Here is a 23,908-nt window from a genome sequence, read left to right on the forward strand (position 1 = left end):
CCTGTGCGCCTTTCCGGTAGGGCCGGCTACCGAAAAGGCGCACAGGTGCGGAGCGCCTACTTCGACAGCGCCGCCGCGATCTGGTCGGCCTGCGCCTGGCCCTCGTGCAGCTGGCGCAGCAGCCACAGTCGCAGGATCCGGGCGATGGCGCCCGCGAGGTAGAGGGCACCGCCGATCACGGTCAGCGCGAGGAACGCGGTGGCCAGGATCTGGTACGACGCGATGTCGCGCAGGTCGCTCTGTGTGAGCGACGAGATGTACACGACGAATGCGGCGACGACACCGACGACCATGAGTGCGATGCCGGCGATGCGGGCGGCACCGTCACCACGGGACTGGCCGGTCTTGAGCTTCAGATCGTCGACGTCGGACTTGAACTGGGCGCGACGCTCGTCTGCGAGAGTGGTCATCGTCATCCTCCTAGGTAGCTGTTGGAAAGTTCGTTCTCGATTTCGTCGGGTGCCCCGACGCGGACCACTCGTCCGTGGAGCATGAGCGCTGCGCGATCGGCGATCGGCAGCACTGCGCGGGCGAACTGCTCGGCCACCAGGATCGTCAGGCCCTCGTCGACCAGTTGGCCGACGATGTCGTACATCTGCGAGACGATCCGCGGGGCGAGCCCCATCGACAGTTCGTCGAGCAGCAGCACGGTGGGGTTGGTGCCGAGCGCCCGGGACAGTGCCAGCATCTGCTGCTCACCGCCGGACATCGATCCGGCCAGCTGGTTCTTGCGCTTGCCGAGGATCGGGAACCGGTTGTAGGCGACCTCCTCGAGCTTCGCCAGATCCGATCCGGTTCCCGTTGCGATCCACAGGTTCTCGCGGACCGTGAGGTTCGCGAAGATGCCGCGCCCTTCCGGGATCGAGCACACACCGAGCTTGGCCAGGTCGGACGCCTCGGCGCCGTTGACGCACCGGCCGGCCATGCGCAGCTCGCCCTGGGTGATCGGCAGGATCCCGGAACAGATCTTGAGTGTCGAGGTCTTGCCGCCGCCGTTGGGGCCGAGCAGCGCCATGACGGTACCCGGCGCAACCGCCAGGTCCACACCGTGCAGCACCTCGATGGGACCGTAACCCGCTCGGACACCGTCCAATTCGAGCAGTGGCGTGGGAGCCTCGTGGCGGCCGCCCGACGCCTGCGCCGCGTTCGTGGTCACCGTCGACATCACACCGCCTCCTCTGCCGTACCGATGTACGCGGCGATCACGGCCGGATCGTCGCGAACCTGCTCCGCACTGCCCGACGCCAGCACGGCGCCGTAGTCGAGCACGTGAATCTGCTTGCACAGCTTCATCACGAGCGGGATGTCGTGCTCGACCAGGCAGATCGCGAGGCCGTCCGCCGCGAGCTGCAGCAGCAGTTCCGCGAAGTCCTCGGTCTCCTGCTCCGTCTGACCGGACGCCGGTTCGTCGAGCAGGAGCAGTCGCGGCGACGTCATCAGCGCACGGGCCGCCTCGACGACCCGGGCCCGGCCGGTCGGAATGTCGGAGACGTCCTTGTCCGCGACGTCCGTGAGCTTGGTGAGCTCAAGGATCCGGTCGGTCTCGGCGTCCACGTCGATCCGGCTGCGGGTGTTGGACCGATGGATGTCACCGGCCACCCGGATGTTGTCCCGCACCGACAGCGACAGGAACAGTTCCAGTCGCTGGAACGTGCGGGCCAGGCCGCGGTTCGCGCGCTTGGCGGGCGAGAGCCGGGTGACGTCGTGCCCGTCGAGCAGGACCTTGCCCGACGCCGGCTTCTGCAGTCCGGTGATCGTGTTGAACAGCGTCGTCTTGCCGGCGCCGTTGGGACCGATCAGGCCCGTGATGGCGCCGCTCTCGACGGTGATGCTGACGTCGTCGACGGCGACGTTGCCGCCGAACTTGACGGTGATTCCCCGGGTTTCGAGGATGGGGGTGTCAGGCATGGACGATCGCCTCCTTCGGCGTCGCGGCGGGCGACGGCTCACCGAACTGTGCCGACGCGGTGTGCTCGGTGACGTTCGCCGGAAGCCCCAGTTCGCGGTCGAGTTCGGCCAGGCGGTCCTCCGTCCAGGGCTGGTCGACGCCGATCTCCTCGGGCGGCGTACCGCGCTTGGCGGCGGCCGCCTCCGGCCCCAGTACCGCCTCCGGCATGAACATCTGCCCGACGACCGGGAGCATGAACACCGTGACGATCGTGATCGTGGCGAACCACCAGTTGCCGAGGACACCGGTGAGCGCGAGGACGTACGACAGCGCCACGACGGCAGCGCCGCCGACCAGCACCGGCTTGGCGCTGCGCAGATGGCGGTAGCCCTCGAGGACGTCGTGCACCGTGCCGGACGGATTCTTGCCGACCCCCAGACCGATCAGCGCGGGGCTGACGGCGGCGAGGTGCCCCATGAACGTCCACAGCCCCTCGAGTTCGGGCTGCGCCGCGCCGAGGTTGTTGAACGACACCATGATCACGGCGAAGCCGACGCCGGCCATGAGCCCGCCGAACAGTGCGCCCGTCACGTAGCCGATACCGGCGACGACGGTGAGCATCAGCACGGTGAGGCTGATCATGATCGAGAAGTTCTCGTTGGAGACCGCGCCGATCGCGCTCGACATCAGGATGCCGCCGAGTCCGGCGATGCCGGCCGAGAGCATGAAGACGCTGAGCTTGAGCTTGACGAGGTTCTGTCCGAGCATCGCGGCCGCGGCCGGGCTGTCCTTCATGGCCGCGAGGCGGCGTCCGTACCCGCTGTTGCGGAGCGCGACGACACCGATCGCCAGGATCGTGAAGATGGCGGTGACCGTCATGAGGAACGCCGTCTGGTTGCTCAGGTCGAGCGGGCCGACCTTCAGCGGCGGGATCGACAGGCTGCCACCGGTGAACAGCGAGAACTTGACGCCGAACAGTTCGTGTTCGGTGGTGTCGCGCAGCACCATGTTGCTCAGGAACACACCGAACGCCATGGTTGCGAGGGCCAGGTACAGCCCGCGCAGGCGCAGTGCAGGCAGCGCGACGAGGCCGCCGATGACGGCCGCGACCAGGGTGCCGATGATCAAGCCCCACAGCGTCAACCGGGTCGCGAGTCCGCTGCCCGAGGTGCCGAAGTGGTAGGCGACGATCGTCGAGATGGCGCCGAACGAGACCACCGCGAGGTTCATCTCGCCCGCGTAGCCGGTGAGCAGGGTGAGCGAGAGCGCGATGATCGCGAACGACATGCCCAGGGTGAGCGTGGTGATCGCGGACTCGACCATGAGCAGTCGGATCATGTAGACGATCACCAGCAGCGCGGCGCCCCAGGCGACGGCCTTGCGCACCGTCGGGACGGTGTACCGCTCGCGGGTGCGGACCGCGGCGCCGCGCAGGCGGTCCTGCGGCAGCACGATGAGGACGACGAACAGCGCGATCATCGGCAGCGAGACACGCAGGTTGGACGTCCACGTCCACTCCGAGGGGAAGTAGCCGAGCACGTAGGTGCCGGCCAGGCCGAGAACGATCGCGCCGACGAACGTGCGCGGGATGCTGCGCAGTCGGCCGAACATGGCGGCGGCGAACGCGTCGATCACCAGCAGCGTCAGCAGGTTCGCCTCGAGGGTGCCGCCGCTGATCGGGGTGATCAGGATGCCGGCGACCACTGCGAGCGTGGAGCCGAGGGCCCACGAGAAGGCCGCGATCCGCTCGGGGTTGTGACCGTTGAGCCGCAGCAGATCCGGGTCGTCGACTACGCCGCGCATCGAGACACCCAGGCGGGTGCGGGTGAACAGGAAGCGCAGGCCGACCGCGATCAGCACCGCGGCGACGAGGCAGATGACCTCGTGCATGTGCACGGTGGCGCCGAAGAACGAGAAGCGGCTCTCGTCGCCGAAGAACATCTTGACGGTCCGCGGCTCCTCGGGATGCCAGAACCAGTGGGAGAGCGACACGCCACCGAGGAGGATCGACACCGTGACGACGATCTTGGTGACCTCGGCGGTGTCCCGCAGCCCGCGCATGATCAGCGCGTACAGCAGCAGACCCATGAGCGGACCGGCGACGCCGATCGTCAGGAGCAGCGCCAACGGTGTCGGCAGGTCCCAGCCGTAGCGGAACTGCCAGTAGAGGAACGCACCGAGCATCGCCTGCGCACCGTGCGCGAAGTTGAAGATGCCGGACGTGTTGTAGGTGAGTACCAGCCCGGAGGCGGCGATTGCGTACACCGAGCCCAGGACGAGACCCAGGATCGTGAACGTCACGAAAGTGTCCATCTGGAAACCCTCAGTAAGGATGGGCGCGGCGCCCCGGGGCGGTGGCCCGGGGCGCCGCGTTCATCGGTGGGAGTTGGTGCCGGCCGGTCGATCACCTGTGGGCGTCGACCGGGCGGCGTGGCCGGATCAGGCCTTGGGCGTGATCACGTTGGGGTTGAGGTACTTGGTGGCGACGCGGTCGGCGTTGAGCTCGGTGCCCCACGTCGACGGGTCGGTCTTGACCAGGTACTGCGGGTCGCACTTGAACTCGCCCTTGTCGGCGGGGAACGCCTGCGAGTAGTCGGCGCCCTTCAGCGAGACCATCAGGCCGCACTGAGCGGGGATGTTGGCGCCCGGATCCATCGTGGCGTGCAGACCGCCGCCGTCCCACTCGTGGATCTGCGACAGTTCGTCGATCATGCACTGGCGGGTCAGGTCGGAGCCGCACTCCTTGGCCGCGGTGGCCCACAGCAGGAACGACGACGTCGCCTGCATACCGAGCAGCGCGGTCTTGCCGCCGCCCGCGGTGACGAGATCCTTGTACTGCTTCACGGCCGGATCGTTGTCGTTCTCGAGCATCTGGAAGGCCATGCCGGCGTTCAGGTTGTCGAGCAGACCGCTGTCCTTGTTGAACGCCTGCGCCGAGTTGGCGTACCAGGTGGCCTCACCGAAGATGATCGGGTCGAGACCGGCCTGGTCGACGGCCTTGAAGAAGTTGAACTCGTTCGGGACCGGGGACCGCGAGGTCCACATGCCCTTGGCGCCGCACTGCTTGATCTTCTCCGCGAACGGGACGTAGCTGGCCTCGCCCTCGTAGTTGAGGACGACGCCGCAGTCCTTGAGGTTGAAGCCGGCGGCCTTCGCCATCTGCGAGGTCTTTGCGAGCGACGTGATGATCGCGGGCATCGTCGAACCGATGAGCGTGAAGTCGTTCTTCATGTCGGGGTGCATCTCGCCCATCTGGAACCACGCCGAGGCGTTGGCGATGTCGACGGGGAAGGGCACGCCCTGGTAGGACATCGGACCGTTCGCGGCGTCCGGGGAGACCGTGAAGCCCGGCACGGCTGCCATGTTGCAGGCCACGCGCGTCTGCTCGGCGGTCGCGTCCATGGCGAACCCGTGGCCCACCATCATGAACTCGGAACGGCAGGCGTCCTGCATCACGGCGTTCGCCTGCGTCATGGCGGCGTCGTAGTCGGTGCCGACGATCTTGCGGCCGTTGATGCCGCCCTGCTCGTTGCACCACTTGATCATCGCGGAGACGGCGTCGGACATCTCCTTGTTGAGACCCGGGCTCTTCGCGTAGCCGCGGTCGTCGCCGTAGCCGATCTTGATCTCGGTGTCGGAGACGCCCTGATCGGTGGCGCCCTTCGCGTCGCCGTCGCCGCACGGCGAGGCGAGCGTGCCGAACTCGACGTCCGCGGACGAGGTGGACTTGCTGTTGCCCGAGTCGCCGCTGCCCGGAACGACGGCTTCGCCGCCACGGTCGCCGGAACAGGCCGAGACCAGAGCCGCTGTCGCGGCGAGCGCCACGACCAGCTTGGCTGTCTTGTTTCTCTTCACGGTCGGTGTTTCTCCTTCTCAGTGCCCGTGCGACCGGGCCGGGGTCGAACCAACAGAGCGAAAACCGGGCCGGAGCTGCAGCGATGACACCGCTTGCGGGCCCACCCGGGCCTTTCGCAAAAACTAGGTAAGGCAAATACTTTGCTTAGGTAAAGAAGGAGGGCACGGCGCGCCCCGACCGCCACCGTCGTCCCACCACCGACCTCCGCGAACTTCAGTCACCGGGACGATGAGCTCCCGGTGGCGAGGACCGTAACGAGCGTCACACCCCCGCCCTGGAGCCGGTCCCAGTGAGTGAGACCGATGGGTGAGGCCCGACACACCGACATATCGACGTGAGTGTCGCCACAGTCCCGGGACCGTCGTGCGAGGTGATAGCAGAATGTGGTGATGCGCACCGTCTGTTCGCCGGTTGCTCGCTGTACTTTTGCGCTTTCGATACGCACAATTCGGTTGTGACCGCAGAGCTCGTCGTTCTCTTGGTAGTGGTCGTCACTGCCCTCGCTTTCGATTTCACGAACGGCTTCCACGACACCGGAAACGCGATGGCCACCTCCATCGCCACCGGCGCACTTCGACCGAAGGTCGCAGTGGCACTCTCTGCAACCCTGAACCTGGTCGGTGCCTTCCTCTCCGTCGAGGTCGCGGCCACCGTCGCGAAAGGCGTGGTCAACCTCGGATCCGTCAGCGGCGAGGCACTACTTCTGATCGTGTTCGCCGGCCTCGTGGGCGGTATCCTGTGGAACCTCGCGACGTGGTTGTTCGGCATGCCGTCCAGCTCGTCGCACGCCCTCTTCGGCGGCCTCATCGGTGCCGCGATCGCCTCGATCGGCATGAGCGGCGTCGAGTGGGGCGGCGTGATGGGCAAGGTCATCCTGCCCGCGCTGCTCGCGCCCGTCGTCGCGGCGCTCGTCGCCGCTGTCGGCACCAAGCTGATCTACCGCATCACCCGTGAAGTCCCGGACGACACGAAGGGCAAGGGCTTCCGCATCGGCCAGGTCGGTACGGCGTCCCTCGTCTCGCTGGCGCACGGCACCAACGACGCCCAGAAGACGATGGGCGTGATCTTCCTGGCGCTCGTCGCGCACGGGTCCATCTCCGCGGATGCCGAGATGCCGTTCTGGGTGAAGCTGAGCTGCGCCGTCGCGATCGCCCTGGGCACCTATCTCGGCGGATGGCGCATCATCCGCACGCTGGGCAAGGGTCTGGTCGAGATCGCCGCGCCTCAGGGCATGGCCGCCGAGTCGTCGTCGGCCGCGATCATCCTCACCTCCAGCCATCTCGGCCTGCCGCTGTCGACCACCCACGTCGCGACCGGGTCGATCCTCGGTACCGGACTCGGACGCCGGGGCGCCGAGGTCCGCTGGGGAGTGGCCGGACGGATGGCCGTCGCGTGGCTGATCACCCTGCCGTCCGCCGGCATCGTCGGTGCCGTCTGCTGGGCGTTGGCCCACGTCATCGGCGGTCTCCCGGGCGTGCTCGTCGTCTTCGCCCTGCTCGTGGCCCTGTCGGTCTTCATGTACCTGCGCTCGCGCCGTCAGCCGATCGATCCCACCAACGTCAACGCCGAGTGGGAGGACGGACTCGAGCCCGCGACGGACAAGGCAGCCACGGCACCCGATCGCCAGGCCGACGCCGACACCACCACCCGCAGCCACCACTGAGAGGAGACGACCGATGGATCTATTGACGCAGACCGCCAACTCGCTGTGGCAGGTCGTCCTGGTGGGACTTCTCCTCGGTGCGGGCCTGCCCGCGATCTTCGCGCTGGGACTCAAGTCGCTCTCGGTGGGTGCCCGAACGAACTCCGACGGCACCTCGTCTGCGAGCACCACCGGCAAGGTCGGCGCAGCGGCATGCTTCGCCGTCGTGCTGATCGCGATCATCGCTGGGATACTGATGCTGATGCAGGACTTCCTGGCAAGCAGCTTCGGCATCCACGTCTTCTGAGCGGGGCCCCGACCGACCCCACCCCCGCTCCTTCGTGAAAGTGATCGCACCCGTGAACAGCAAGTATTCGCTCCGCTCGGTACTCGACTGGCTACGCGCCGGCTATCCGGAGGGCATTCCTGCCAAAGATCACTTCGCTCTGCTCGCGGTACTCGGACGGCGCCTCACCGACGAGGAGATCGGGGAGATCGTCGAACTGTCCATCGCGACGGCTCACGAGCATCCCGATCGGCACGTCGACTACGACGCGCTCAAGAGCATCATCGCGGGGGTCATCCACGAAGAACCCACCGAGGAAGACATCAGCCGGGTCACCGAGCGTCTGGTTGCAGGCGGTTGGCCCGTCGTCGGCGACGAGGAAACGGACCGGGAAGCACCGGACGCCCGGAGCTGACGGACCGAGTTCAGGAGCACTGTTGAGCCTGCCTCCGTTTCTCTCCTCGATCATCGACTGGCTGCGCGCCGGGTACCCCAACGGCGTGCCCGAGCAGGACTACGTCCCACTGTTCGCGCTCCTCACCCGCCGACTCTCGGAGGACGAGGTCGACCTGGTGACCGCGGCCCTCGTCGAGGACGGCGACCTTCCCATCTCGAAGACCGACATCCAGGTCCTGATCACCAAGATCACGAACGAGATGCCCCTCGAGTCCGACGTCGATCGGGTGCGCTCGCACCTCGCCGCCGGGGGCTGGCCCCTCGCCGGCCCCTCACCGACCTGACCTGCCGGGCCTGCCCCGGTTCTCCGTGAAACGATCGAGGGGTGAGTTCGCTGCTGCACCCGCTCCCGGTACCCACCGGCGCCGCGCTCGAGTCGGTCCTGCCCCGACTCGAGCGCGCGCTACGCGGTGACGGTCCACCCCTGCTCCCGGTACCGGCGAGTGACGCCCGCGAAACCGCCCGCCTGACGGACGCCCTGCGTCCCGGCGAATCCATCGACGACGTTCCCGACGCCGACGACGTGGCGCTCGTGATGGCGACATCCGGAACCACCGGTGTCCCCAAGGGCGCGTTGCTGACCTCACGGGCCCTGCGCGCGAGCGGCGACGCGACGCATCGACGGCTGGGCGGCCCGGGCGCGTGGTTGCTGGCGCTGCCCGCACACCACATCGCCGGAATGCAGGTGCTGCTCCGCAGCCTCCTCGCGGGCACCACCCCGGTCGTCGTCGACGTGACGGGGGGTTTCGACCCGGCCGCGCTACCCTCGGCGATCGCCTCCATGACGGGCGCGCGCCGCTACACGTCGCTCGTTCCCACCCAACTGGTCAAGGCTCTCGACCACCCGGAGGCCACGGCTGCGCTGGCCGACCTCGACGCCGTCATGCTCGGCGGCGCGGCGACACCTGCTCCCCTGCTCCGTCGAGCCGTGGATGCGGGCGTGCGGGTCGTGCGGACCTACGGCATGAGCGAGACGTGCGGCGGATGCGTCTACGACGGCGTCCCGCTCGACGGTGCGCGGGTGCGGATCGGCGACGACGGCCGGGTCCTGCTCGGCGGCACCATGATCGCCTCGGGTTACCGTGGTCTGCCGGAGCACCCCGCGTTCGCGGAGCCGGGCTGGTTCCGGACGGATGACGCCGGCACTCTCGCCGACGGGGTACTCACCATCCGCGGACGCCTCGACGAGGCGATCTCGACCGGCGGACTGACCGTCGTCCCCCAGGTCGTCGAGTCGGTCCTCGTCGAGCACCCGGCGGTTCGCGAGTGCGCCGTCCTGGGCCTGCCGGACGACCGCCTCGGCCAGCGGGTGGTGGCCGCGATCGTTCCCGAGGCCGGGTTCGTGCCGACAGCCGCAGAGCTGCGAACCCACGTGAGCGCCGCACTCGATCCCACAGCGGCGCCGCGCGAGGTCCGGTTGGTCGATGCGCTGCCGCTGCGAGGGCCGGGGAAGATCGATCGCGAGGCCCTCCGATCGGGCTGGAACCGTTAGGCCTCGAAGCGGTAACGACGGGGCACTGCCGAGCCGACCGAACAGGCCGGATTCTCGCTCAGCGCACACCAAAGGGCGTGGTCCGCACAGGTAATTGAACAAGCAATTGAAAAGTCCACCCCCGCCGCAGACTGAGACGAAATCGTTACGTTTGCGGGAAGAAGCTGGGGCACCGGCGGTTTCCGCAGATCAATTGTCGTTACCGACCGGTAAGAACTGTCCTTAGCTACGGCCGACCTCGGGAATCCCTTACCTCCCCACGAGCTATGTGTTGCAGAAAGCCCACGTAGGCCAGATGCTTTCGCAAGTGATCTTGGATGTCGGGGACAAGGCGCCGCGGTCACTCTTCGGACGGACGTTTCCAACAAGGGGTAGTGAATGAACCTTCGAGCACGAAACCTGCTCGGCCGCAGCGCTGTCGGTCTCGTCACCATGGCCGCCGCGGGTATCGCCGGACCGGCTCTGGCCGGCGCGACGCCCGTTGTCGAGGCGCCGATCGTGAACGCGACCGTGGCGGGCAGCACCATCTCGGTGACCGTGCAGAACCCCAACACCGACTCCACGGTGACGTGCGGGGCAGTGGTCGTGGTCGCGACGAAGATCTCCGAACTCGAAGCCGATCCTGCCAAGCTCTTCGAGCCCGGTTTCGCGGCGTACCGCACGCCCACGGCCGAGCGGGTCGCGGCGGCGAGCACCAAGACCTTCACGACGCCGGATCTGACCAACGGCGCGTATGCGGTCTTCGGCGAGTGCGCCTCGAGCGCCGACCCCTCGGACGCCGAGGTCAGCAAGGCGCCGATCGTCTCCGTTCCGGACAATGCCATGTTCGGCAGCCTCCAGAACGGCGCGTTCCAGGACATCCTCGATTTCGTCACCACGGGCGCGTTCGACAGCCTGATCGACGCGATCTCCGCCGGATCCTCGCAGCCGGTTCGGTAGGGGATCACCCAGTCGTGCGCGGCGGTTCGGACACCAGTCGGGGATGTCCGAGCCGCCGCGCATTGTTTCATCTGCTGAACGGTACGTCCGTACCGGAGTGATGCGTTCGGTTTCGCTTGCCAAAATCGGGTTCACAGTCGATGCTGTGCCGCAGGCGATCTCGATCGATCGGTTCCAACGAACCCTTGATCGGGTGGCCGCTCCCCTACCACCCGAAAGGTCACGACCATGCGTACCAACGCCACCGCTGTCCTCACCCGTGCCGCCGCCGGCCTCGCCGTCGCCGCGGCAGCCGCTCTCGCCGCTCCCGCACTCGCGTCCGCCGAGCCCACGACGCTCGTACCGCCGACGCTGGAGACCGCGGTCGACGGCAACGTCGTGACCGTCACGCTCACCAACCCGAATCTCGACCCGCTCAGCGGTTGCACCGCAGTCGCGATCGACTCCGCGAAGGTACCGGCGCTGATGGACGACCCCACCAAGTTCCTCGAGCCCGGATTCGTGTCCTGGACCAGTGGTGTGGACGGCGCGACCGCCGGATCGACCAAGACGTACACGACGCCGGCTCTGAGCGACGGCATCTACGCGTTCATCGGCGGCTGCGTCTCGGCCGGCGATCCCACGCAGCCTGCGCTCGGCGACCCGTCGCTCGTGACGATCGGCAACCCGTTCGGCAGCCTCGGCGACTTCGATCTCGGCAACCTGACCGGCAGCCTCGGCGACCTGGACCTGGGCGGTCTGCTCGGTGGCCTGCTGAAGTAGCCCCCACTTCCCCGTGGAGCCGGGGCCCGGTGACGTACACCTGTCGTACGCCTGGGCCCCGGCTTCCTCCGTGTGAGGGGCGTGCAAGCACGGTGCAAGAACGCTGCAAGCGGGTGTCGGCACTGTGAGGTCATGAACCTCGACACCTCACCCCCGGCCATCGAGGCCGTCGGGCTCGTCAAGACCTTCGGGCAGCAGCGCGCGGTCGACGGCGTCAGCCTCACCGTGCCGACCGGCGCGGTGTACGGCGTGCTCGGCCCCAACGGCGCCGGCAAGACCACCACGGTCCGCATGCTCGCGACCCTCTTGCGTCCCGACGGCGGCGAAGCCCGCATCTTCGGCCGCGACGTCGTCCGCGAATCGACGGCAGTGCGCTCGCTCGTCGGCGTCACCGGGCAGTACGCCTCGGTCGACGAAGACCTCACCGCCACAGAGAATCTCGTCATCTTCTCCCGACTGCTCGGCCTGAGCCGGCGCGACGCCAAGCGCAAGTCGACCGAACTGCTCGAGGAGTTCGGCCTGACGGAGGCGGCGTCCAAACCACTGAAGAACTTCTCCGGCGGCATGCGCCGTCGTCTGGACCTCGCGGCCAGCCTCATCGCTCGTCCCCCACTGTTGTTCCTCGACGAGCCCACCACCGGTCTCGATCCCCGGACCCGCGCCCAGATGTGGGACACGATCCGACGGCTCGTCGCCGAAGGATCGACGGTCCTGCTCACGACCCAGTACCTGGACGAGGCCGACCAGTTGGCCGATCGGATCGCGGTGATCGACCGAGGCAAGGTCATCGCCGACGGCACCGCGGACGAGTTGAAGGCGTCCGTGGGAACCTCGGCGCTGCAACTGACGCTCGCGGACCGCGACCGCATCGACGAGGCCCGCGCCCTCATCTCCACGGTGCTGGGCCTCGAGGCGACCGTGACTCCCGAGTCGGGCCGCATCACGGCGCCGCTCGCGGACCCGTCGATCACCGGGGACCTGCTCGTCCGGCTGCGTGACCGTTCGATCGCCGTGGACGAGATCACCGTCTCCAAGCCCAGCCTCGACGAGGTCTTCCTCACCATCACCGGTCACGAGACCGCCGAGTCCGAAGGGAGCGCCGCATGACGACCACCCTGACCTCGCCTGCGCGGCAGGCGAACACCCGCACGATCGAGGCCACCGATCGCATCGGGCTACGTGAGGCGATCGCGCACAGCCTCACGCTCGCCCACCGTGGTCTGCTGAAGGTCAAGCACAACCCCGAGCAGCTGTTCGACGTGGTGATCCAGCCGATCATCTTCACGTTCATGTTCACGTACATCTTCGGCGGCGCCATCTCCGGTGACGTGGAGTCGTACCTGCCGATCATCATCCCGGGCATCCTGGTGCAGACCGTAATCACGGCGTCGATCGTGACCGGCACCCAGTTGCGCGAGGACATGGACAAGGGCGTGTTCGATCGCTTCAAGTCGCTGCCGATCGCCCGGATCGCGCCACTGTCGGGGGCGCTGATCGCCGATGTCGTCCGGTACCTCATCGCGACGACCATCACGGTCGTCGTCGGCATCGCGATGGGCTACCGCCCGGGCGGCGGGTTCGTCGGGGTCGTGTGCGCCGCGCTGCTGGTGATGGTGTGCGCGTTCGCGATCAGCTGGATCTTCGCACTGATGGGCGTGCTGATGAGCAAGGCCGCCTCGGTGCAGGGCACGTCGATGATGATCCTGTTCCCGCTCACCTTCATGTCCAACGCCTTCGTGCCCGCGGACACGATGCCGGGCTGGATGCAGGCGTTCGTGAACGTCAACCCCGTATCGCACCTGGTCACGGCCGTCCGTGAACTCGCGAACAGCGGACACTTCGGAATCCACGCGGTGTACGCACTTTTCGGCGCCGCCGTGATCGTCGCGATCATGGCACCGCTGACCGTGCGGATCTACATGCGCAAGGCCTGAGCGGTCACGAACCCGAGTCCAGGAGATCGAGGATCTCCCGGCGCGCGGCGGCGCGGGACGTCCCCTGTGCGGACTCCAGCGCCGCCGCGACGACGTCGCCGCCGAGGACGGTGCGTGCCGCGCCGAGGTGGCGGTCGAGGCGCATCGACGGATAGTCCTGCCGTGCATGCACTCTCGTCGCCAGCGCGAGCAGCCGCAGTCCGCGTTCGGGGACACCGCCGGTGGCGATGTGAAAGCTGCCGACGGCACAGGCCACCGCCCCGGTCTGCGGAAGGTCCGGGTATCCCCGAGAACCGAGGCGCGCCGTCGCGACCGCTTCGAGCCGCAGCGCCAGATCGGTGATGCGCTCGGCCCGCCCCGCGAGTACGTGCGCGTCCACGACGCCGGAGACCACCATCAGCTCGAACGGGTCGGCGGGTAGTTCGCCGTCGAGGTCACCGGCGTACCCGGCCGCCCGGCGATACTCGGCCAGCCCCGAATCGACGGCGCCCGAGGCGAGATCGGCCTCTGCTGTGCTCGCCGACAACGCGGCCTGGTTGTGCACGTCGTGGTCGCTGCTCGGGGCGCCGCTCGACGCACCGGCGTGTGCGGGGGCGAGCGACGCGAGTTCGGCTCGCGCGTCGGCGATCCGGCCCGCACCGATCAGGGCCGCGACCAGGAATCCCCGCACCTGCAGGCTCTCGTCGTACAGGTGCATCTCCCAGAGGATCTCGGCCGAGCGCCGGTAGTACCCGACCGCGTCGCCGTAGCTCGCGGACTGCGCGTACAGGCTGCCCAGGTGCTGGCACACCATCGCCAGACCCCAACTGTCGCTGCGCTCCTCCGCGAGGACGAGCGCCAGTCGGGCGTCGGACTCCGACCCGAAGAGGTCCCCGTTGTTCTCCCGGAGGTTTGCCCGCGCCACCAGCGCGGAACTGCGCGCCCCCGGATCGGGTGAGCGCACCGCCCGCGCGAGCATCCGCGCCAGTCCGCGGCCAGAGGCGGGGACCAGCAGCAGAGTGGCGTACATGCGCGACTGCTCACTGATGTCGGTCCGGGTGGCGAGCAGTCGGCGCAGCCGGGTCCTGGCGATCGCGACCGCCCGCAACCTGCCACCCATCGCCATGTGGGAGGCGGCCAGCACGTAGGCCGACGCCAGGAGGTCACCCGGCACGTCCTCGGGTCCGAAACCGGAAGTGTCGAGTTCGAGAAGGCGCGGCACCCACGTGAACACCTCGGAGTGCGCGCCCCGCATCGACCACATGCCGCCGATCACCGGAAAGACCGTGAAGACCGCGCGAGCGAGTTGCTCCGCGTATGCGTAGCGCAGCACCGCGAGCAGGTTGTCGTGCTCGGCTTCGACTCGGTGCGCGGCAGCCACCTGCCGGCCGCCCATGAAGTCGCCGAACGCTTCTCGGGAGAACCGCTCCGCCCATGCCACCGTCCGGGCCGACACCTCCGCGGATTCGCCGGCGTCCGACTGCTCCTCGCCGAACTCCCGCACCGTCTCGAGCATGTGGTAGCGCAGACCACCCACCTCGGGGTTCTCGCTGACCGACAGCATCGACTGGTTCACCAGCCCCTCGAGCGCGTCGGCGACGTCCACGATCTCACCCCACTGCGCGACCGCCCGCGCGGCGTCGGCCGTGAAACCACCGGGGAATCGGCACAGTCGACGCAGCGCGGCCCGTTCCGGGACCGTGAGCAGATTCCAGCTCCACTCGATCACCGCGTGCAGTGTGCGGTGCCGCTCGGGCGACGTGCGGTCCCCCGAACGCAGCAGCGCGAATCTGTCGACGAGACGGGCATTGATCTCCTCGACGCTCATCGTGCGGACGCGGGCGGCGGCGAGTTCGATCGCCAACGGCAGGCCGTCGAGCGTGCGGCACAGCCGCTCCACCTCGGTGCGGTCCAGGCGCACCGAGGGCCGCACCGCGAGGGCCCGCGCCCGGAACAGCTCGATCGCCGGCGACCCGTCGTCGCCGATAGCCAACGGCGGCAACGGATACACCGACTCCGCGGTGATCGCCATGGGTGCCCGGCTGGTGGCGAGGACCGTCAGGTGCGGACTCGCGGAGATCAGGTCCGACACCACGTCCGCGACATCGTCGATGAGGTGCTCGCAGTTGTCGACGATCAACAGCATGGGCCTGGCGGCCAGTGCGTCGCGCAGCCGTTGACGGGCGTCGTGGATGCGGGTGCGGGTGAGGGCGCCGGGGGTCAGATCGTTCTCGCTCAGCCCGAGCGTGCTGCTGATGGCCGCGATCAGGTCCTCGCCGCTGCGCAACGGCGCGAGCTCGACCAGAGCCACCGGCATCCGCGCCGACACCTCGTTGCCGAGCGCGTGCGCCACCCGTGTCTTCCCGGTGCCGCCGGGGCCGAGAACGGTCACCACCCGCGACGACGCCACGAGCAGTTCGAGGGCGGCCAGGTCGCTCGAGCGTCCCAGCAGCGGGTTGGGCGCGGCCCGGAGCCCGATCGTGGAGGGCAGCAGCCGAGTCGTGGGTTCGGCGTTGCCGTCCCGGGTGCCTCCGACCTCCGCCGGCAGTGCCCGTTCCCCGCCGCGCAGAATCGTCGCGTTGAGATCGATCAGACGGGCCGACGGGTCCACGCCGAGCCGGTCCGCGAGACGGCCGCGCAGTCCCGCGAACACCTCGAGCGCCTCGTTGGGCCGGCCCGACCCGTGCAGGCACTCCATGAGCAGCGCGTGCGCCCCCTCGTCCAGGGGAGACGACCCGGCCGCGGCCCGCGCGATCGGCAACGCGTCCTCGTACCGTCCGGCGGCTACCAGCGCCGCGAGTTCCACTGCGTCGAGCGCACTCCGGTGCGCCGCCGCCTCCGTCGCCAGGTCGTCGGCGAGTTCGCCGGCGGGCAGGTCGGCGCCGGGCTCGCCCCGCCACAACACGCGCGCCTCGTGCACCGCCGCGAGCGCGCCGTGCTGGTCCCCGTCCGCGTGCTGCCGATTCGCCCGGCGTGCCAACAACCGGGCGCGGGCAAGGTCGACCTGCTCCGGCGCGAGCGCCAGTCGGTACCCGGCGGGGCCGGCCTCGACGGCGCCGTCGGGCAGCGCCGAGCGCAATCGGGAGATCTGCGTGTGCAGGGCGTTGGCCGGCGACTTCGGCGGGGTGTCACCCCACACGTCCTCCACGAGCGCGGCCGCGCTGCGACTGTGGCCCGGACGTCGGGCGAGCGCCACCAGCAGGCTGCGGGCCCGCGGGCCGGGCAGCGGCACCAGGACACCGTCTCGGCGTGTGGCGACGTCACCCAGCAGGGCCACCTCCACCGGCGGCCGAGTGGGTGCCGGAGTCTCGGAGTCCCTCGTCACTGATTGCACCGGCGTCCAGCCTATGGGAGCGGCCGACCGCGCGGCCACCCGATTCGGCGGGGGTGAAAGGATCGCCACATGGCTTCTGTCTCCCAGTGGATCGAGGGCGCCCGGCCGCGCACCCTCCCGAACGCGATCGCTCCCGTGTTCGCCGGTACCGGAGCGGCGGCGTCCCTCGACGGCGCGGTGTGGTGGAAGGCGCTGCTCGCGCTGGTGGTCTCGCTCGCGTTGATCGTCGGCGTGAACTTCGCCAACGACTACTCGGACGGCATCCGCGGCACGGACGACGAGCGGGTCGGTCCTCTGCGCCTCGTAGGTTCGGGACTGGCGTCACCGGCATCCGTGAAGGGTGCCGCGATGGGGTGTTTCGCGGTGGCCGCGGTCGCCGGTATCGCGCTCGCCCTCGTGTCGGCGTGGTGGCTGATCCTCGTCGGCGCGGTGTGCATCCTCGGCGCCTGGTACTACACGGGCGGCAAGAAGCCGTACGGCTACAGCGGTTTCGGCGAGATCGCGGTGTTCGTGTTCTTCGGACTGGTCGCGGTACTCGGCACTCAGTTCGTGCAGGCCGGCCGGGTCGATTGGGTGGGATTGCTCGCGGCGATCGCGATCGGCTCGTACTCGAGCGCGGTGCTGGTCGCGAACAACCTCCGCGATATCCCCACCGACACCGAATCCGGGAAGATCACGCTCGCAGTCAAACTCGGCGACGCCCGGACCCGGGCCCTGCACCTGGTGCTGCTCGTCGTGCCGTTCGTGGTGACCCTCGCGCTGGTGCCGCGGACGCCGTGGGCCCTCGTCGGGCTCCTCGCGCTTCCGTTGGCGGTCAAGGCCAACGCCCCCGTGCGCAGCGGTGGCCGCGGCCCCGCACTGATCCCCGCCCTGGCCGTCACAGGACAGTCGATGCTGGTGTGGGCTGCGGCCACCGGTCTCGCGCTGGGCCTCGGCTGAGGGACCACCTACCCGATCGTCACGTCACTTCTTGTCCGGGACCAGGGCACTGAGCACGAAGTTCACCACCGAGATGATGAGCGCGCCCCACACCGCGGTCCAGAAGCCGTCCACGCTCAGTCCCCACTCGGTCTGCGAGCTGATCCACGACGTCAGCAGCAGCATCAGGGCGTTGATCACGAGCGTGAACAGGCCCAGTGTGAGGATGAGCAGCGGCAACGACAGCAGCTGGACGATCGGCTTCACGAAGGCGTTCACGACGGTGAACACCAGCGCGATCCCGAGGACGATCAGGATGTCCGTGCCGGTGCCCTCGCCGGAATCGGCAACGGTGATGCCGCTCACCCACTGCGACGCGAGCCAGATGGCGACCGCGTTGATCACCAGGCGTATCAGGAATGTCATTCGTTCATGCTGGCATGGATCGGGTGCGTCCGAGTAGCGGCGGGGGAAGACGTCACGGTCGACGAACCAGGCTGGCGTTCAGGCGCAGACGCTCGTGCAGCAGATGCTCGATCGCCTCGATCTCGTCGGTGGAGCAGTCCAGCAGGATCTTCACCTCGACGTCCCGTTTGGTGAGGTCGGCGGTCAGGACGATGCCGACGATCCCGGCGCCGGACGCCTTGCCCCGAAAGACGTCGACGCCCTCGTTGTCACCCCCGCTGGTGCCCTCGAGATAGCCGTAGTCGACCGGATAGATCACCTCGGGAAATCGCGGATGCGCACTGCCACAGGGCCGATCGATGCGCAGCGACGCCCCGCCGACGAGTCGGTCCAGTGCCGCGAAGAAGGCCTGCATCGTCTGCTCCATCCCACCAGCCTGCCACGGCCACCGCGGGGCGGCGCCCGAACGCGTCGACCTCCACGGGGCCGGAGCCGTCATCGAAACGTGACCAATGCCGGGAACGGAATATCGGGAAGATCCCGCGCAATCCCGACTAGCATCCCCTCATGACCGCGCGCCGCGCCCATTGGCTGGCGGCCGTCTGTGCGGGAGTGTTGCTGCTGGTGGTCGGCGTGGTCGCCGGCCGATCGGCGATCGGCGACGACGCCTCCGTGCGAGCAGGCCGCGAGTACGGCTCCAACCAGGCCGTCATGTACAACCAGATCAACCACGGCGACCCGAGCGACCACGAGCTGGTCCAGTGGTGCAGCGAGGGTGCCGAACTGTCTGCGACAACGCAGATCTGGTACCGCGGCGGCGTCATCCAGGTCGGCGAACTCGACCGGAAACGCTTCGCGGACGGCTGCTTCGAGAGCTACCGCGACGGCGTCCGCTGACCGCTCGCACCCGCTGCGACCGCCCCGTCCACCGCAGCCTGCATCTCCGCCGCGACCGTGCGCGTGATGTTCATCGGCGTGGTCGGTAGCTCGGCGACCGGGCACGCGACGAAGACGTCGGCCGGCCGGTCCGGGTGGTAGCGGATCCCCAGGGCGAGGAGCGCGGGCTCGGACCCGAGTTTGCGGGCCTTCACCGCGATGTGCCCGACGCCGCTGTTGATCTGTCGGATGCGCGCCGGGTCACCGTCGTTGCACGTGCCCTCGGGGAAGATGGCGAGAACGTCTCCGCGGTGCAGGCGTTCGGCGGAGACGTCCATCATCGCGCGGCCCGCGTCGGCCACTGCCCGCAGTCCGTGATCCTTGCCCCGGAACACCGGTATCGAACCCATCATGTCGATCGCGCGCCGCATCCTCGGGCCGGCGAAGAGTTCGTCCTTCGCGAGCACCCGGGTCCGTCCGATCACCGACCGCAACGGCGTCCGCCACGCCGTGGCCGCGAGCGTGTACTGATCGCGATCGGTGAGGTGGTTGGCGACCACGATCAGCCGGCGCCCACTGGAGAGCAGCTCCTGCAACTGCGCCCGGGCGCCGTCGGCGTAGCCGATCCGCGGCCGGAATCGCGCACTCAGCGCGGCGTACGCGGCACGAGCGAGGAATCGGTTCTGCTGGTGGTCCAGATAGAAGCGGTAGACGTCCTCGTAGTTCTCGAGCGTCACTTCCGGCCGGACCATGGCACACCTCTCGTTCGGATGCCCCCGCCCGATCACCCACGGTACACAACCTACGGAACCGTAGGTTGTGTACCGTGGCCACGCGATCAGTACAGGCGCGCCCGGAAGGCCGTGACCAGCGCGGGCAGAGCAGCCTCGGCTGCATCCGGGTCAGGGTCGATCCCGGCGACCGCCATCATCAGGTCCGTCGCGCCGCTCGCGACGAGCGCCTCGGCGCCGTCCATCGTGCGATCGAGGTCGATCGAACCGTCGGGCGAGCGCTCCACGACGAGGCGGCCGCGGACCTGGAGCGACCGCGGGTCGCGTCCGGCGTCCTCGAAGCTGCGGCGGAGCAGCGCTGTGCCGGCCGCGAGATCCTCCTTCGTGGCGCCCATGATCGGGATCCAGCCGTCGCCCCACGTCGTCACCCGGCGCACGACGGGCTTCGACAGCGAACCCGACACCCAGATCGGAATGCTCCGGCCCGCCGGTGGACGGGGCGAGCAGTAGGCGTCGTCGAACGACAGGCTGGGCGTCGACACTGCCGCCGGGGCGCCGGACCACAGCGCTCGACAGGTCGCGAGGGCATCGTCGAGCAGCGGACCGCGCTTCGCGAAGTCCAGGCCGGCGACCTCGTATTCCTTTTCCTGCCAACCCGTCCCGACACCCAGATCGAAACGACCACCCGAGACGAGGTCGAGCGTCGCGGCCGTCTTCGCGAGCACCGCCCCACCGCGGAGGGCCGCGATCACGATGCCGGTGCCCAGACGCACCCGCTCGGTCCTACCGGCCAGCAGCGCCAGCATGGTCAGCGGCTCGAGCCAGACGGCATCGGGCTCGGTGGGAAATGCCGACCACGTGTAACCCGAAGTGTCCGAGCCCATCACCACGTGATCGGTGACCATGACGCGATCGATGCCGGCGCGATCCGCGGCCACGCAGAACTGCACGAACCGGCCGTAGTCATCCTGCGCGAGGAGTGGGCCGAAGTTGGGGACGTTGATGCTCAGCGTGGGCTTGTCCACGGACACGAGCCACCTTTCAGCGAAGTGGGACAGTGGTTTTCGTTCACGGATTGCGGGGCCGGTTGGTCCAGCCGCCCTCGGGCTTCGGGAACCACCCGCCCGCCGCGAACGTGCCGCCGTCGACGTGGACCGTGGTGCCCGTCGTGTAGCGGCCCAGATCCGACGCCAGGAACAGCGCGGAACCGGCGACGTCGTCCGGCTGCCCGGGTCCACCGAGCGGGGCCCACGTCGGCCACTTGGCCCACTCCTCCTCCGACAGCCACTCGCTGTACGGCACCTGGACCGACTCGATGAGGTCGGGGGCGATCGCGTTCACCCGCACCCCGAGGTGCCCCACCTCGACCGCGAGGCTGCGACTGAACTGCGTCACGGCCGCCTTGTACGCCGCGTACACCGAGTGCCCGGGAATCGCCCGATGCGCCTCCACGGTGGTGAGATTGATGATCGAGCCGCCGCGACCGCGCTCGGCCATCCCCGGCAGGACCGCATGCGTGAGCCGCAGGACGTGATCGAGGTTGATACCGCCGATCTCGGCCCAGAACGCGGGTTCGGTCTCCGCGAACGGGCGGGGCGGGCGCAGGAAGTGGCCCGCATTGTTCACCAGGACGTCCGGAGCGAACTCGACGATCCGCGCGGGCACCGCGGCGTCGAGGACGTCGTACGCGAGGACCTCGATCGCGCCGCCGGCCGCCGGATCGAACTCGAGTCCCCGAGCCGCGTCGGCATCGATGTCGGCGACGAGGACCTGCGCCCCGTGCGCCGCGAACGACCGGGCGATCGCGGCGCCGATGCCGTGCGCACCGCCGGTGACGATCGCCCGCTTGCCCGCGAGCAGCGGGCCGGGGCTGAACGCCGGCCGGGACGACGGTGCTTGCTGGGTGTCTTCTGACGACACGGTTCCTCCTCGATTCGCGGGCGGGCGCTCGGCCCGATGGCCATGATCGACGGCGGATTGCGCTGTGCGTAGGCGCTTTCCCGGCCATCGAGAAACAGCCCGCGCGGGTTCTGCCGACAGCGCGGAGGGCGCACTGTCGTAGCCTCGAATCGAACGACCCTCACACCGGAACGGGAGTACCTCACGATGCTGAACAAGACCGCCACCTCCGCCCTCGCCGCAGCCGGACTCGTCGGCGGCTACACCGTCGCACGGCAGACCGGCAACCGTCAGCTCGGCGGCGTGGTTCTCGCGGCGGTCGGCGGTGTCTGCACCTACAGCTGGGCCAAGAGCTCCGGACCGGGTCGGGCCGCAGCCCTGCTCGGCACGTACGTCGGCGCCTTCGGCGGTTCGCACCCGCTGGCCAAGAAGATCGGCGCGTGGCCGTCCGTCGGCGTCGTCGCGGCCGGCACCGCGATCGCGTCGCAGGTCGTCTCCAAGGGCTGAGAGTGATCCGCCTCGCCGAGCCCGCCGACCTGGCGTATCTCCCCGGGATCGACGTCGCCGCCGGCGCCGTCTTTCGCGACGTGGGCATGGCGGCCGTCGCCGACGACGACCCGCCTCCGCTCACGTGGTTCGAGACGCACCTCGCTGCGGGCCGCGTGTGGGTGTGGGGCAAGCGCAAGCAGCCCCCGGTCGCCTTCTGCCTCGTCGAGGTGGTGGACGGCACCGCGCACATCGCACAGATCTCGGTCCACCCCGACCATGCGCGACGCGGGATCGGCGCCGCCCTGATCGCGCACCTCGACCAGTGGGCACGTGATCGCGGGCTGCCCGAGGTGACGCTGACGACCTACCGGGACGTGCCCTGGAACGCGCCGTACTACGCACGACTGGGATTCGAGGCCGTCGCCGACGAGGACCTCGGGCCGGGACTGCGGGCCGTGCGCGAACTCGAGGTCGAACGCGGCCTCGACCGCTGGCCGCGGGTCGTCATGACCCGCCACGTACCCATCGAGGCACCCGCCGGAACGGACCCCGCGGAGGGCTAGGCCGTCCAGCGGCCGGTCGCGGTGAACTCGGCGAGCACCGCGGCCGGCCCGGCCAGGTCTATGCCCTCCGACGCGACCCAGTCGTCGTCGAAGTAGGTTCCGGCGTACCGCTCTCCGCCGTCGCACAACAGCGTGACCACGCTGCCGCTGCGCCCCCGCTCGAGCATCTCGGCGACCAGACCGAACGCGCCCCACAGATTGGTGCCGGTCGAGCCGCCCACCTTCCGCCCCAGCACGTCGCTCGCGTGACGCATCGCGGCGATGGAACCGGCGTCGGGCACCTTCACCATCCGGTCGATCACCTGGCCGATGAACGACGGTTCGACACGGGGGCGGCCGATGCCCTCGATCCGAGAGCCCCGCTCGAAGGTCGGGGCGGTACCGCAGTCGCCGCTACGCCAGGCGTCGAAGAACACCGAGTTCTCCGGATCCACCACGCACAGCCCGGTGTCGAGCTTGCGGTACCTCAGGAAGCGTCCGATGGTCGCGCCCGTTCCACCGGTGCCCGCACCGACCACGATCCACTCCGGGATCGGGTGATCCTCCTGCTGCAGTTGGGTGAAGATGCTCTCGGCGATGTTGTTGTTCCCGCGCCAGTCGGTCGCACGTTCGGCGTGAGTGAACTGGTCCATGTAGTGGCCGCCGGTCTCGACGGCCAGGCGCTGGGATTCGGCATAGATGCTCGACGGGTCGTCGACGAAGTGGCAGCGTCCGCCCTGCGCCTCGATCAGTGCGATCTTGGCGGGGCTGGTACTCGCGGGCATGACGGCCACGAAATCCAGTCCCAGCAGCTTCGCGAAGTACGCCTCGCTCACCGCCGTCGATCCGGACGACGCCTCGATCACCGTCGTGTTCTCACCGACCCAGCCGTTGCAGATCGAGTACAGGAACAGCGACCGCGCGAGGCGGTGCTTGAGGCTGCCGGTGATGTGGGTGGACTCGTCCTTGAGATAGAGCTGGACGTTCCACTCCGGCGGCAGTGGGTAGCGGAGCAGATGCGTGTCGGCGCTGCGCTGTGCGTCGGCCTCGATCAGACGAACGGCGTTGTCGACCCAGGCCCGCGAGCCCCGACGGTCGAGAACGGCCGTCACCGCCGATCCTCACCCCGGAGCTTGGCGTGCAGGTCGGCCTTGTCGGCTCGGCGCTGCGCGTCGACTGCGGCGATGTCCAGGTTGACCCTCTTGCGAAGCTTCGCGAACAGCACCAGCGACAGCGGCAGCGCGATGAGGACCGCGAACAGCGCAGCCACGATCAGCGGTACGTCGACCCCGATCGCCTTGCCGCCGAACAGGATCACGACCGCGAGCACCACCACGAGGCCGAGCCTCGCCACCGAGTAGAGGGCGACGTCACGGACCAGCGTTCCGGTCGTCACGGCACCGGCGGGTCCGGTGCTGTCGCTGCGGGCCTGATCAGGACGGTTCTGCGCTGCTTCACTCACACGACCAGGGTACCGACC

General features: G+C 68.9%; 26 protein-coding genes. 13 read left to right on the forward strand and 13 right to left on the reverse strand.

Translation table 11 applies throughout. The annotated features are described in order from the left end of the window. Window positions 1–56 precede the first annotated feature (56 nt). The 5 genes from C7H75_RS19310 to C7H75_RS19330 all read right to left on the reverse strand — a co-directional run bounded on the left by C7H75_RS19310 (window position 57) and on the right by C7H75_RS19330 (window position 5,743). Complete coding sequence (locus C7H75_RS19310; RefSeq protein ID WP_106852047.1) at window positions 57–410, reverse strand: hypothetical protein; 354 nt, start codon at window positions 408–410, stop codon at window positions 57–59. Between the two features lie 2 nt (window positions 411–412). Further along, on the reverse strand, window positions 413–1,165 hold the full coding sequence (locus C7H75_RS19315; protein WP_106851699.1) for an ABC transporter ATP-binding protein: 753 nt from the start codon (window positions 1,163–1,165) through the stop codon (window positions 413–415). Next, window positions 1,165–1,908, reverse strand: a complete 744-nt coding sequence (locus C7H75_RS19320) for an ABC transporter ATP-binding protein (RefSeq protein ID WP_013416967.1) — start codon at window positions 1,906–1,908, stop codon at window positions 1,165–1,167. The genes C7H75_RS19315 and C7H75_RS19320 overlap by 1 nt, the downstream gene beginning before the upstream one ends. Beyond that, on the reverse strand, window positions 1,901–4,201 hold the full coding sequence (locus C7H75_RS19325) for an ABC transporter permease (RefSeq protein WP_013416968.1): 2,301 nt from the start codon (window positions 4,199–4,201) through the stop codon (window positions 1,901–1,903). The genes C7H75_RS19320 and C7H75_RS19325 overlap by 8 nt, the downstream gene beginning before the upstream one ends. A 126-nt stretch (window positions 4,202–4,327) precedes the next feature. Continuing rightward, window positions 4,328–5,743 (reverse strand): ABC transporter substrate-binding protein, encoded by a 1,416-nt coding sequence (locus tag C7H75_RS19330; RefSeq protein WP_013416969.1) that lies wholly within the window; start codon window positions 5,741–5,743, stop codon window positions 4,328–4,330. A gap of 455 nt (window positions 5,744–6,198) precedes the next feature. Between C7H75_RS19330 and C7H75_RS19335 the strand changes: the two genes are divergently transcribed. The 9 genes from C7H75_RS19335 (at window position 6,199) to C7H75_RS19375 (ending at window position 13,255) form a co-directional block, all read left to right on the forward strand. Beyond that, complete coding sequence (locus tag C7H75_RS19335; protein ID WP_106851700.1) at window positions 6,199–7,407, forward strand: inorganic phosphate transporter; 1,209 nt, start codon at window positions 6,199–6,201, stop codon at window positions 7,405–7,407. 13 nt (window positions 7,408–7,420) lie between these two features. Then, entirely contained in the window at window positions 7,421–7,693 is a 273-nt protein-coding gene (locus C7H75_RS19340; protein WP_084843743.1) for a hypothetical protein, read from the forward strand. 40 nt (window positions 7,694–7,733) lie between these two features. Next, entirely contained in the window at window positions 7,734–8,087 is a 354-nt protein-coding gene (locus C7H75_RS19345; protein ID WP_005518170.1) for a DUF3349 domain-containing protein, read from the forward strand. A 22-nt stretch (window positions 8,088–8,109) separates the two neighbouring features. Then, complete coding sequence (locus C7H75_RS19350) at window positions 8,110–8,412, forward strand: DUF3349 domain-containing protein (RefSeq protein ID WP_005518168.1); 303 nt, start codon at window positions 8,110–8,112, stop codon at window positions 8,410–8,412. A gap of 41 nt (window positions 8,413–8,453) precedes the next feature. Beyond that, the gene (menE, locus tag C7H75_RS19355; RefSeq protein ID WP_106851701.1) at window positions 8,454–9,620 is read left to right on the forward strand and encodes an o-succinylbenzoate--CoA ligase; all 1,167 of its coding nucleotides are present in this window, start codon (window positions 8,454–8,456) and stop codon (window positions 9,618–9,620) included. Window positions 9,621–9,998: 378 nt separating this feature from the next. Further along, a complete protein-coding gene (locus tag C7H75_RS19360; protein WP_106851702.1) occupies window positions 9,999–10,559 on the forward strand; it encodes a hypothetical protein in 561 nt (186 codons plus the stop codon). Between the two features lie 228 nt (window positions 10,560–10,787). Continuing rightward, window positions 10,788–11,321, forward strand: a complete 534-nt coding sequence (locus C7H75_RS19365) for a hypothetical protein (RefSeq protein ID WP_005518163.1) — start codon at window positions 10,788–10,790, stop codon at window positions 11,319–11,321. A 132-nt stretch (window positions 11,322–11,453) separates the two neighbouring features. Then, a complete protein-coding gene (locus C7H75_RS19370; RefSeq protein ID WP_013416971.1) occupies window positions 11,454–12,428 on the forward strand; it encodes a daunorubicin resistance protein DrrA family ABC transporter ATP-binding protein in 975 nt (324 codons plus the stop codon). Further along, window positions 12,425–13,255: an ABC transporter permease gene (locus tag C7H75_RS19375; protein WP_106851703.1), complete on the forward strand. Its 831-nt coding sequence runs from the start codon at window positions 12,425–12,427 to the stop codon at window positions 13,253–13,255. Before C7H75_RS19370 ends, C7H75_RS19375 begins: the two co-directional genes overlap by 4 nt. A gap of 4 nt (window positions 13,256–13,259) precedes the next feature. Here the strand turns inward: C7H75_RS19375 and C7H75_RS19380 are convergent, their stop codons facing one another. Next, window positions 13,260–16,559, reverse strand: a complete 3,300-nt coding sequence (locus C7H75_RS19380; RefSeq protein ID WP_233281797.1) for an ATP-binding protein — start codon at window positions 16,557–16,559, stop codon at window positions 13,260–13,262. Between the two features lie 78 nt (window positions 16,560–16,637). On the opposite strand from C7H75_RS19380, the gene C7H75_RS19385 reads away from it, so the two are divergent. Further along, the gene (locus C7H75_RS19385) at window positions 16,638–17,507 is read left to right on the forward strand and encodes a 1,4-dihydroxy-2-naphthoate polyprenyltransferase (RefSeq protein ID WP_084866113.1); all 870 of its coding nucleotides are present in this window, start codon (window positions 16,638–16,640) and stop codon (window positions 17,505–17,507) included. A 24-nt stretch (window positions 17,508–17,531) separates the two neighbouring features. Here the strand turns inward: C7H75_RS19385 and C7H75_RS19390 are convergent, their stop codons facing one another. Together C7H75_RS19390 and C7H75_RS19395 are read right to left on the reverse strand one after the other, a co-directional pair. Then, window positions 17,532–17,912 (reverse strand): phage holin family protein, encoded by a 381-nt coding sequence (locus tag C7H75_RS19390; RefSeq protein ID WP_005518152.1) that lies wholly within the window; start codon window positions 17,910–17,912, stop codon window positions 17,532–17,534. A gap of 52 nt (window positions 17,913–17,964) precedes the next feature. Then, the gene (locus C7H75_RS19395; protein WP_106851705.1) at window positions 17,965–18,318 is read right to left on the reverse strand and encodes an inorganic pyrophosphatase; all 354 of its coding nucleotides are present in this window, start codon (window positions 18,316–18,318) and stop codon (window positions 17,965–17,967) included. A gap of 140 nt (window positions 18,319–18,458) precedes the next feature. Here C7H75_RS19395 and C7H75_RS19400 point away from each other — a divergent pair, with 140 nt between their 5' ends. Next, entirely contained in the window at window positions 18,459–18,788 is a 330-nt protein-coding gene (locus C7H75_RS19400; protein WP_106851706.1) for a succinate dehydrogenase, read from the forward strand. On the opposite strand, the gene C7H75_RS19405 is transcribed toward C7H75_RS19400, so the two are convergent. From C7H75_RS19405 to C7H75_RS19415, 3 genes are all read right to left on the reverse strand, one after another. Beyond that, window positions 18,767–19,519 carry a lysophospholipid acyltransferase family protein gene (locus C7H75_RS19405; protein ID WP_022597493.1) on the reverse strand — a complete coding sequence of 251 codons (753 nt, stop codon included), beginning with the start codon at window positions 19,517–19,519 and terminating at the stop codon, window positions 18,767–18,769. The two genes, C7H75_RS19400 and C7H75_RS19405, sit on opposite strands and share 22 nt — an antisense overlap. A gap of 86 nt (window positions 19,520–19,605) precedes the next feature. After that, a complete protein-coding gene (locus C7H75_RS19410; protein ID WP_084956321.1) occupies window positions 19,606–20,523 on the reverse strand; it encodes a TIGR03619 family F420-dependent LLM class oxidoreductase in 918 nt (305 codons plus the stop codon). A 43-nt stretch (window positions 20,524–20,566) separates the two neighbouring features. Further along, window positions 20,567–21,418: an SDR family NAD(P)-dependent oxidoreductase gene (locus C7H75_RS19415; protein ID WP_081121019.1), complete on the reverse strand. Its 852-nt coding sequence runs from the start codon at window positions 21,416–21,418 to the stop codon at window positions 20,567–20,569. A gap of 186 nt (window positions 21,419–21,604) precedes the next feature. Here C7H75_RS19415 and C7H75_RS19420 point away from each other — a divergent pair, with 186 nt between their 5' ends. Together C7H75_RS19420 and C7H75_RS19425 are read left to right on the forward strand one after the other, a co-directional pair. After that, the gene (locus C7H75_RS19420; protein ID WP_005518144.1) at window positions 21,605–21,904 is read left to right on the forward strand and encodes a hypothetical protein; all 300 of its coding nucleotides are present in this window, start codon (window positions 21,605–21,607) and stop codon (window positions 21,902–21,904) included. 2 nt (window positions 21,905–21,906) lie between these two features. After that, on the forward strand, window positions 21,907–22,449 hold the full coding sequence (locus C7H75_RS19425) for a GNAT family N-acetyltransferase (RefSeq protein ID WP_106851707.1): 543 nt from the start codon (window positions 21,907–21,909) through the stop codon (window positions 22,447–22,449). On the opposite strand, the gene cds1 is transcribed toward C7H75_RS19425, so the two are convergent. Together cds1 and C7H75_RS19435 are read right to left on the reverse strand one after the other, a co-directional pair. Continuing rightward, window positions 22,446–23,540: an L-cysteine desulfhydrase Cds1 gene (gene cds1 / locus C7H75_RS19430; RefSeq protein WP_005518142.1), complete on the reverse strand. Its 1,095-nt coding sequence runs from the start codon at window positions 23,538–23,540 to the stop codon at window positions 22,446–22,448. The genes C7H75_RS19425 and cds1 overlap by 4 nt on opposite strands. Continuing rightward, a complete protein-coding gene (locus C7H75_RS19435; RefSeq protein ID WP_022597497.1) occupies window positions 23,537–23,890 on the reverse strand; it encodes a DUF4229 domain-containing protein in 354 nt (117 codons plus the stop codon). Before C7H75_RS19435 ends, cds1 begins: the two co-directional genes overlap by 4 nt. Between the last annotated feature and the right edge of the window lie 18 nt (window positions 23,891–23,908).

The sequence above is a fragment of the Rhodococcus (subgen. Prescottella) equi genome (assembly GCF_003013675.1).
Lineage (GTDB): Bacteria > Actinomycetota > Actinomycetes > Mycobacteriales > Mycobacteriaceae > Prescottella > Prescottella equi.

Bases quoted from the DNA above. Each gene is read 5' to 3' on its own strand.
- C7H75_RS19320 (WP_013416967.1), bottom strand. From the start codon at position 1,908: ATGCCTGACACCCCCATCCTCGAAACCCGGGGAATCACCGTCAAGTTC.
- C7H75_RS19365 (WP_005518163.1), top strand. From the start codon at position 10,788: ATGCGTACCAACGCCACCGCTGTCCTCACCCGTGCCGCCGCCGGCCTC.
- C7H75_RS19370 (WP_013416971.1), top strand. From the start codon at position 11,454: ATGAACCTCGACACCTCACCCCCGGCCATCGAGGCCGTCGGGCTCGTC.
- C7H75_RS19405 (WP_022597493.1), bottom strand. From the start codon at position 19,519: ATGGTCCGGCCGGAAGTGACGCTCGAGAACTACGAGGACGTCTACCGC.
- C7H75_RS19400 (WP_106851706.1), top strand. From the start codon at position 18,459: ATGACCGCGCGCCGCGCCCATTGGCTGGCGGCCGTCTGTGCGGGAGTG.
- C7H75_RS19340 (WP_084843743.1), top strand. From the start codon at position 7,421: ATGGATCTATTGACGCAGACCGCCAACTCGCTGTGGCAGGTCGTCCTG.
- C7H75_RS19310 (WP_106852047.1), bottom strand. From the start codon at position 410: ATGACCACTCTCGCAGACGAGCGTCGCGCCCAGTTCAAGTCCGACGTC.
- C7H75_RS19360 (WP_106851702.1), top strand. From the start codon at position 9,999: ATGAACCTTCGAGCACGAAACCTGCTCGGCCGCAGCGCTGTCGGTCTC.
- C7H75_RS19385 (WP_084866113.1), top strand. From the start codon at position 16,638: ATGGCTTCTGTCTCCCAGTGGATCGAGGGCGCCCGGCCGCGCACCCTC.
- C7H75_RS19325 (WP_013416968.1), bottom strand. From the start codon at position 4,201: ATGGACACTTTCGTGACGTTCACGATCCTGGGTCTCGTCCTGGGCTCG.
- C7H75_RS19315 (WP_106851699.1), bottom strand. From the start codon at position 1,165: ATGTCGACGGTGACCACGAACGCGGCGCAGGCGTCGGGCGGCCGCCAC.
- C7H75_RS19375 (WP_106851703.1), top strand. From the start codon at position 12,425: ATGACGACCACCCTGACCTCGCCTGCGCGGCAGGCGAACACCCGCACG.
- C7H75_RS19420 (WP_005518144.1), top strand. From the start codon at position 21,605: ATGCTGAACAAGACCGCCACCTCCGCCCTCGCCGCAGCCGGACTCGTC.
- C7H75_RS19395 (WP_106851705.1), bottom strand. From the start codon at position 18,318: ATGGAGCAGACGATGCAGGCCTTCTTCGCGGCACTGGACCGACTCGTC.
- C7H75_RS19390 (WP_005518152.1), bottom strand. From the start codon at position 17,912: ATGACATTCCTGATACGCCTGGTGATCAACGCGGTCGCCATCTGGCTC.